General features: G+C 36.8%; 2 protein-coding genes. Both read right to left on the bottom strand.

From position 1 onward, the window contains the following. The coding region (locus tag A9G34_RS09985; protein ID WP_141670401.1) for an SdrD B-like domain-containing protein at window positions 1-7,676 on the bottom strand (7,676 nt) is incomplete at its 3' end. After that, window positions 7,676-9,385, bottom strand: a 1,710-nt coding sequence (locus A9G34_RS10825) for a hypothetical protein (protein WP_176701495.1), incomplete at its 5' end; no start/stop codon positions are given. The genes A9G34_RS09985 and A9G34_RS10825, both read right to left, overlap by 1 nt.

The following is a 9,385-nucleotide window of genomic DNA, read 5'->3' as shown; positions in this document are numbered from 1 at the left end:
TCAATCTCAACGCCACTAGCTACTGACGTGCTAGTACTACCTTGGGTTTCACCTACATAGCTAAAATCATAGCCTGTCGGTGGTTCAATGCTCACCTGCCATTTACCGGCAGCCATATGCTCAATTTGGTAATGACCATTTGCATCACTAACTGCTGTCAATACAATAGCATTGTTACTTACATTTTTCACACTTACCTTTACATCGGCTAAGGTACCAAAGTAATCTGCGTGGACACCTTTACCTGCATAATCACGATAAATTGTTCCTACTAAACTACCTTGACCTTTATAGCCATAGTCAACATTCGTAACTTGTGCCGTTACGGTAGCAACGTCAACAGCAGTACGCTTATTCGCAGGGTCGTTAGGACTAAAGCTGATTTCATAACCTTGTAATTCGTTTACGTTATCATCAACTTCAACTTCATATTTATCATAAGCAGTTAAGCCCTCAAAGCGGTATTGACCTTTTGCATCGGTTTTAACCTCTATTTGCCCCGAGCCAGCCGCACCTGTCATTTTTAAGCGAACTGGAATATTGACTAGTGGTTGGTCAATATCCATCACTGAGTTTCCGTCTGTTGTATCCATATCAATTACAACACGACCACTGATTTGCGCACTCCCTTTCGCACCGAAGTCTATGCTATAACCAGTTCCTCGGACCAATACTTCCGGTGTTACTTCAACAGTGACCTCACCTGCGCCATTATTGGTTATTGGATTTTGTGAAACAAAGTCAACATAGCTGTATTGCCAGCCTGACGGGTATTTCGTCACGCTAACTTTCCATTTACCTTGCACTAAAGTATCAAAACTATACTTACCAGTACTGTCAGTTTTTACCGTATAGTGGATATCACTATTTGATACACTGACTGCCGTAATTTCCACCTCTGGTAACAACGGATAGTTTGTTGCATCATGTATACCATTACCTAAAATATCTTGATAGACATGACCACTAATACCTAAATTACCTTGATAACCAAAATTTTGTCCAGTTAAGTCAGTATTATCACTACTCACTTTTAGTGTTTCAATTTCGCTTTTACCATTTGGGCTAAAGCTCAATTCATAACCATTTAACTTACGCAATGGGTCTGTTACTTTTATTGTGTAGTCATGTTGCGCTAAATTAGCAATATGAAATTCACCTTGACTATTGGTCGATACACTTAAGTAACTCTGGGTTTTATCATCTGCATTACCCAGCACTACGGTTAAACCTTCAACGCCCGTATCTGCAGCAGAAAGATCACCACTGGTATCATTGTCATAAACAATTTTACCACTGATGTTACTTTGACCCCTCATACCTAAATCCAGTTCAATAGTAGTTGCCGTACTCGCATCCACGTTATAGCTAATACCATTGGCACTTTCTTTATTTGGAGTCACTGCTTTTTTAACAAAATAACTGTATATTAAATCAACTCTGGTTGGATGTGATACCGATACAATCCACTCACCATTAATGATGTTAGGCAATGTGAATTTACCATCGTTATCTACTTTTTCAACACGAGTCAATTTTTTACCATTGATGGTTGCTTCTGCTTTTACTTCTGCACCAACCAATACCGGATTAAAGTCTTGATGACCTTTATCTGCACCAATACCAGCAACATCTAAGTATACGGTACCAGATATCGCACGATTGATTGTATAACCAAACGCTTGGTTTTCAGCTATAGTATCTTTTGAAAAGCTATCGTCTTTCGGACCGCTTACTTTAAATACTGCAGTATTACTTGCCATATCTGGCGTTGTTTTATTTGGGCTAAAGACCAGTTTATAGCCTTTATTAGTAATATCATTGTCATCTAGTACTAATTCATAATCATGTTGGCTTAAACCTGTTACTTCAAAATAACCACTTGCCTTATCAACCGTTATTTCTCTGTCAACAAATTCTGATGTTTGAGTAGCTGAAGTTAACTTCAATTTTGGCGTTATTTCACCTAATCCAATATCATCTGCACTATATTTACCATCATTATCTATATCAAGCACCACATAACCTTTGATAACAGAACTACCACTGTAACCAATCTCTATCCTATTCACATTAGGTTGTTTATCAGAAAGAGTAACAGTTAATGATAAGTCCTTGGCAGTCGCTGCTGTGTTAATGCCACCATTCTCGGTATAGCTTAATTGATAACCACTCCAATCATTCACACTTTGTGAACTGTCAGTGGTAATAACCCAATCACCTAAAGGCAAATTATCCGCAGTGAAGTTACCGTCATTATCGACCGTCACTTTTTTAACGATAGTGTTGTCATGTTTGTTGGTCAAAATAAGTTTAACACCAGCTAAATTAGCATCTACAGCCGTTTTATTCTGGCTATTGTCCACATCAATACTAATATGACCGCTAACCTCACCGATATATTTATACGCTGTGCTATTTTTTAACTCATTATCTTGCAATGATGAATATGTATAGACATCGCTGTTACCGGTTATTTCGCTATCAGGTATCAGTGCTGTACCTGTTGGGCTACTAACTACAACCTGATAGTTACCATTTTTCGGCAATTTATTAAACAGATACTCACCTGTATTTGAGGTCTGAGTTTGAGACAGCGTAACATATTCCGTTTCATCGGCTGGTTTATATTTTAAGGTTACATTTATGCCACTAATACCTTCATCGCTATCTTGAACTTTATCTCCATTAATATCTATCCAAACGTGACCTCCAATTTGTTGTTTACCTACTACCAGATAGTGGTTATCTGATGAACCGGCTCGAGGTAATTTTTCAATTGGAATAACAATATCTTTTGAATTTGTGCCAGCTTTACTTAATTTAAAGTTATAGTCAGGCAGTGTATCCATTTTCAAAACAACAGAATAGTCGGCTGAATCACCAAATAACAGATTAGAAAATTGATATGTGCCATTAACTGTTTCTTTTGACAGCAATAACTCACCTTTGCCATCTAATCCTTTATGTAACTCAACAGTTGCCTTTATTTTTCTGTCAAGCAAATGGGCATAGGTATTTAAGTTATTTAAATCTTTTAAATTATTGCTATCGTTAAAATCAACGTAAATATTACCTGAAATACCATTTACACTAGCTTCCTTATAATAGAAGTTATTTTTATGTTCACCCTTATTAGCTAATTGGATATCCGATAGCGTATCTAATGGTTGAGTAGTACCTTTACTGTTTCTAATCAGCGAATAACCTTCTGGTGAAGTCACCACATTAATACTGTACTTACCATTCACCAGGTTATAAAAATGGTATTCACCTTCGCTGTTGGTTTTTTGACGGGCAACCATATTCCCATTTGCGTCAATTAAGCCAATAAGAATATCAGCGATAGGTTTTTCCGAATTAGTATCATCGACGACTGCTTTACCAGAAATACCACTATCTTTTGCTTCTGAACTATTGATACCCGCTGATGGGTTAGTGTTTGAATTACCCGCTAACAAAAAGTATCGGTTTTGCTCTGTTCTTGCCACATCGGCAAACATAATTGGTGCCAAACTTGTGTTAGTATTGTTATCTGCGTTAGAGATAACCCCATAACCCTCTGGTAACACCACTTCCACAATATAAGTGGTATTTAAATCAATACCACTAAAGCTATAGTACCCTTTATCATTAGTTTCAACTTGACGGTAAGGCTTAGTATCTGTGACAGCATTTTTATATAATTTAACGCTGACGCCAGGTAAAGCTATATCGCCTGTTTTATCAAAATTAATATCTACACGACCATTATTGTTAATATCAACCATAATATTACCAGTAATGGCTGCATCACCATTCTTCTTATAGATAAAGTCTAAATCGCTACCCGAAACAGACGGCGTTGTTGGAGAGATTTTGATATCGTTGGCTGAATCAGATGAGCTCTTCAATTCATAACGACTCTTATCTAGACCTGTATCAGTGACCTTAACGGTATAGGTGTCATCAAATAGATTTTTAAATGTGTATTTTCCCTGTTCATCAGTTTTCGTGTAGCTATAAAGTATACCTTTTCGATATAGTTCAACTTTCACGCCTGAAATTGGCACATCATTTTTATCGGCTTCAAAGATACCATTATCGTCAATGTCATAATAAAGTTGACCACTGATTTGGGTATTATTCTTTAGTTTCAATAACCAATATTGATTAGGTACACCTGAATTATTAGCCATAACTTGCATATATTCCAGACTATTTTTTATATTATCTGGTAAATAGCTTTCTTTAGGTTGACTGCTATTAGCTACTAACTCAAATTGGTTGGTATCAAGTCCTTTTAATTGTAATAACATATTTGTCAAATATAAATTACCACGAGTTGAATTTGCTTTAGTGTAAGCAAAACCTCCGTTTTTTTGCACCTCATTATCAATGAAATCTGGATTTGACAAAATTGAATCAACACTACCAGTAAAGTAACCTGGATAAATCCTTGGTGTAAAAATCCCTTCTACACTCAAAACACCTTTATTATAATTAGTTAATTCATCTTCGGTCAGTATAACAGCCTCACCAATTTTTCCAGATCCAGTAATATCTAAGTAAATTTTACCAGATACACCTTCAGATACACCCGAAGCTGCTAGAGATGCCTGCATGAAATATTGCTCTTTAGTCAAACCATTAGCAAATGTTCCATCCGCTAATACTTCAAAGTCTAACGTACCTTCAGGTGTTACAGGATCCATATCTGCAATATCGATATAATTTCCACCTTTATTGTGAGTTATACGATATTTTCCTTGTGGGAGATTTCTTATTAAAACCGAATTAAAAAAGTTTCCAAGACCTTTTTTCCACTCTTGATACGTACTACCATCCCAATAATAGAATTCAAATTTGCCACTTCCATTTTCAGATGTAGACAATCCTTTAAGTTTCCTATCACCATCTAAATCGTTGACAGGGTACGCGTTGATATCAGCTACACCTTGCATTAAAAAGTTTTTAATTATTGGTGGTCCAAGTTTATCAAATTTGACGATATAAGTTGATTCAAGCCCTTCACTACTATTAGTTACAGCAGTGGTTCCTGAACGTAAAGCTTTAATCATATAATTTACGCCAGCATGAATACCATCTCTACTGCCAATAAATTTAAATTCGCCACTTTTATCTGTAATTTGATGGGCAATATAATTTTTGCCACCAACGATACAATCATCTTCATTACCATCACGACAAAGTAAAACTGTTGCATCGAAAAGAAGTAAATCACGTGTTAAATGCAGCTTATTCTTACCGTCTTCATCATTTGTGTCTAAGTGAACACTGCCACGAATAACATAATCTTGTTGTTTCAGCTTATACCAGAAGTTAGTGTTAGTATTATAAACCTTACCACCACTGATATTTAATTCGATAACTGATAGGTTGTTCTGTACTCCTGTGCCTTGATCATTGTTTTCAAGCTCAACATCATTTGAACCAACATTACTTGGACCACCAAATTCTGGTTTAGCATAAACTTTATATTCACCATCAGTTAAGTTAGTCAGATTATAAAAACCATCACTATTTGTACCAAACTCTGTCATTAAATTGTAATTTCCATTAGGCAGTTTACGATATAACAAAACTCGAGCTGCACTAATTGGAATATCAACATTGGGATCATAATTGCCTGTAGTACCAGGATGACTATTGTTGAGATAGATATAACCTGAAATAGTATTTGGTTTTTCAGGTTTAAAAATTATATTACTATCCTGTGATTTACCTGGTAATATTGTTAATACATAGTCACTAGTTGAACGATCAATTATTAGTCCATCATTAGTCTCATCTATTTTATAAACATATATTCCTGCACGATCTACCGGTACAGTCATATACCCTATTTTACCATAGTAACCAGGAGTATAATGAGTTCCAACTAATTGTTTTCCTTTAGAATCGATAGCTGGAGTAACGCCATCTTCCTCATAAAAAGACACTTTCATGTAAGTCGAAGCTGTTGTTGTTGAAATACCATTAAGACCTCCCCCCCAAGATGTTCTATTATTAGCGGTAGCCATATTACTTACTATCTTAAGCATACCTAAATCAGAACGTACCTGAGAATACCAAAAGTTTTGATTAGACTTTATTCCTTGTCCTAAACTAGGTATTGTAATTTCTCTTGGTCCAATATTATCTTGTTTACCATTACTTAAAGTTACTCTACCTTTATGACGGCTTTTTGATTCAGGTGAAGTACTAGACGATTTACCATCAGTATCATTGACAAAAGCATATTTATTTAAATCTATGCCTGATTCTTTAAGAACAACTTTATAGTCTTTTCCACTAGCCAAGCCACGGAATTGATATAATCCATTTTTTTTATTCGATTTTTGAGTTGCTATCTTTTTCCATGTCATTCCATCATGTTGGTAAAGTTCTACTGGAGTTTCAAAGTAAATACTGTTTGCCGCAGGTAAAGTATTAAAACTTGCACCAGAGTCGGGACCCATTGGCATATGTTGTTCTGATAGAACAAATACATAACCTGATATACTAGGCAACTTAGTATCATTTGGGTCTATTTGTAGTAAAAAGTCTGGACCGCTAGTCAAAGCTGTTGAATTCGATATTGTAACTTTTGCTTCCATTTTCCCTACTGGGATATAAGGTGCAGCAACATTGGTCACTTTAATATCGTAGCTTTCTACAGCTAAATTTTCAAAATGATATTTACCATTTTCCTTTGTGGTAATGGTTTTTGTGCCCAATACTTTGGTTGTCGTGCCCGGATAATAAAGCTCAACATTCATCCCTATTGCACCCGTATCAATATCAGCACTGTAGATACCATCATTATCCTGATCGATAGCAACTATACCATCAATACCCCATTCATTACGCTCTTTAATATTGAAGGCACCTATTTTTTTAGTACCATCCATATTAAATGTCATGCTGTCAACATAACCATGCGTATTATCCGGTAATGTAGCATCCCATAATGCATATTTTTTTGCATTACTTATATCTTCTATAAAAGAATTTACATCGATTACTGCGGTATACGAAATTTCTTTTAACGTATTTTTGATCTCGATTATACCGTTATCTTTAGATGCCATTTCCAATTCACCAGCTACCGCTGAATTGATAAATTTAACTGGAATATTTTTTGCACCGATTCCTTTATCATCTTTTATCGATAACTGAATGTCACCACCCGCACCTTTTAAAAATAGGTTTTTAGATTCGCCTGTGTCGGCTATAAGTGAGACTGAATCTTCTACAACCTCATCTTTGTCTGTTTTTGCGACAATCTTATAGGTTGTTAAAGCTGGTGCTTCTAATGTGTATTTTCCTTTGCCATCTGTTTCTGAATTAGAGACTAATTTTCCTTTGTCATCATATAATTCAACCTTCAAACCTATTAATGGCATCTCGGTTTTTGTTGCCGTGTTATCGTAGTCCAAATAGACCGTACCTGATACCGGAAAAGCGTTTGCCGCCGATATCGTCATCAATGATATAAAAGTTGAAGCTAATAAACCTTTTGCACATTTGAACATTGACTTTTGTCCATAGCCGCCTGTTTTCCTGCTACTTTTGGCTTTCATCTCCACTGCTGCATTATGCTCAGTTCGCATTATCTCCTCTCCTGATATGCGTAAATTCTTTTTAACTTGGGGAATAATTTTTCCAATTTCTATGCTTTGCCAACTGTCCATTAGAAACTCCCTACTACATTGACAAACCAACCATGTGAACGATAGTTCAAGTGTGTTAAGTTGTCGTTATAATCCGTAAAGTTATACCCCACGCCCATTTTAATATTATCGCCAATATTACGGTAAATACTCGTCACAAAGCCATCTTTATGGTCATCAGCTAAATCGGTACGTAACGTACGACCCTCTACCTGATATTCCCAATCGCCTGTCTTATAATTTAAACGCAGCGCATACAAACTCGCCCCTGATGAGTACCAGTTACTTTCATTTTTATAGCGTAAATGACCTTGCCTATGGGCTGCTTTAAATGCAGTTTCCCAGTTTGCATTCCATTCATAAACCCCTTCTAACGACCACACCCAGCTCTTTTGGTCATACAAACTTGAAGTATAGCGTTTCCCACTCGATGAGGTCGAATTCGCTATCAGCTGATCGTCCGGATCTAACCCGTAAACATAAGTCAGTTTCCCAAATAAATTCAGATTGTTTATTAATTTAGGACGATAAGCAAAACCAATCATTGATTCAGTATAGTTGCTCACCACATCATTCGATGTGTCTTTATTCCCAAAAGTTTTTGCAAAATCAAACTGTGCTAACCAACTTAAGTTTTCGCTGACAATCGTTTTCGCCCTATTGGTGGTGACCCATTGTCTTATCCGTTCACTACCTTCATCAATCCGATATTCCAGACGGTTACGAATTTGGAACCAATCATTTTTATAGCCGTAACCAGCCGCATAAACATCACGACGCGTTTCATCATGACCCGATAAACTAGTACGGTCACGATTACGGTTGTTTACACGCCCAACCGAGTAAGAGCCTTCAATAAATTGTGCTTCGGTAGGTTTATAACTGACACCATACACATCTGAAGTAGTATGATCGATTTTGCTAGTTTTGAATTGACGCTCAGAATAAAGCTCCAGCTCACTGGTCGCTTTGGTTCGACCGCCCACTACCGTGGTAATGCCTCGCCCAGAAGTAGAGTCCACATCATTTAACACTTTCGTATACAAATTAGTCTGCTCATTAACATCCCAACCTGCCTGAATACCCCCTCCAGCGCCTCGATTGGATGCAAAAATTTCCGCACCAATATTAATACTGTCGGTAATTTGTGAGTTATAACCAATTGTGGTACGGTTATCATCTGCCACATCGCCCGATTTGGCCACCGTTAATTGCTGAATAATATACCCTTTATCTCGACCATCAAAAAAACTACGCTCCAATTTAGCCGCAATTAATGCTTCATGTGTGGCGTCTTCACCATAGTTGTGGTCATTGCGGTGTTGTAATTCAAACGCTGCTGTATACACATCCCCCAATGCAGTGTAGTACTGTGCTCGAGTAAGTTTTTCAACATAGTTAGCCTTGTCTTTTTCTTGACTGTAACTCAACAACAAACCGTGTTTATCTTGCTCAAAATCATAACGTAGTTCACCACCCCACTCTTCTAAATCGCTGCTGCGTGCTTTAGCAAAATTTGAAAAGCCCTCTTGCTGTTTTGAGTAGTAACCTTTAAAAGTCAATGGGATATCCTGCTCCGTAAAATCATTGAAATCAATTTTTTGCTCAACTTTCCACGCCGCTCCTCGTGTATCTCCTGACAGTACCGTTTGACTGAACGACAATCCACCATTGCTTGAAACAAATATATCACTTAAGCCCGCTTTGGTTTTGGCGTATTCCATTTGAGT

The organism is Gilliamella sp. Choc4-2 (assembly GCF_001690355.1).
Classification (GTDB): Bacteria; Pseudomonadota; Gammaproteobacteria; order Enterobacterales; family Orbaceae; genus Gilliamella; species Gilliamella apicola_A.
The sequence above is the reverse complement of the archived record's forward strand: the minus strand, read 5'-3'. Positions and strand labels throughout refer to the sequence as shown.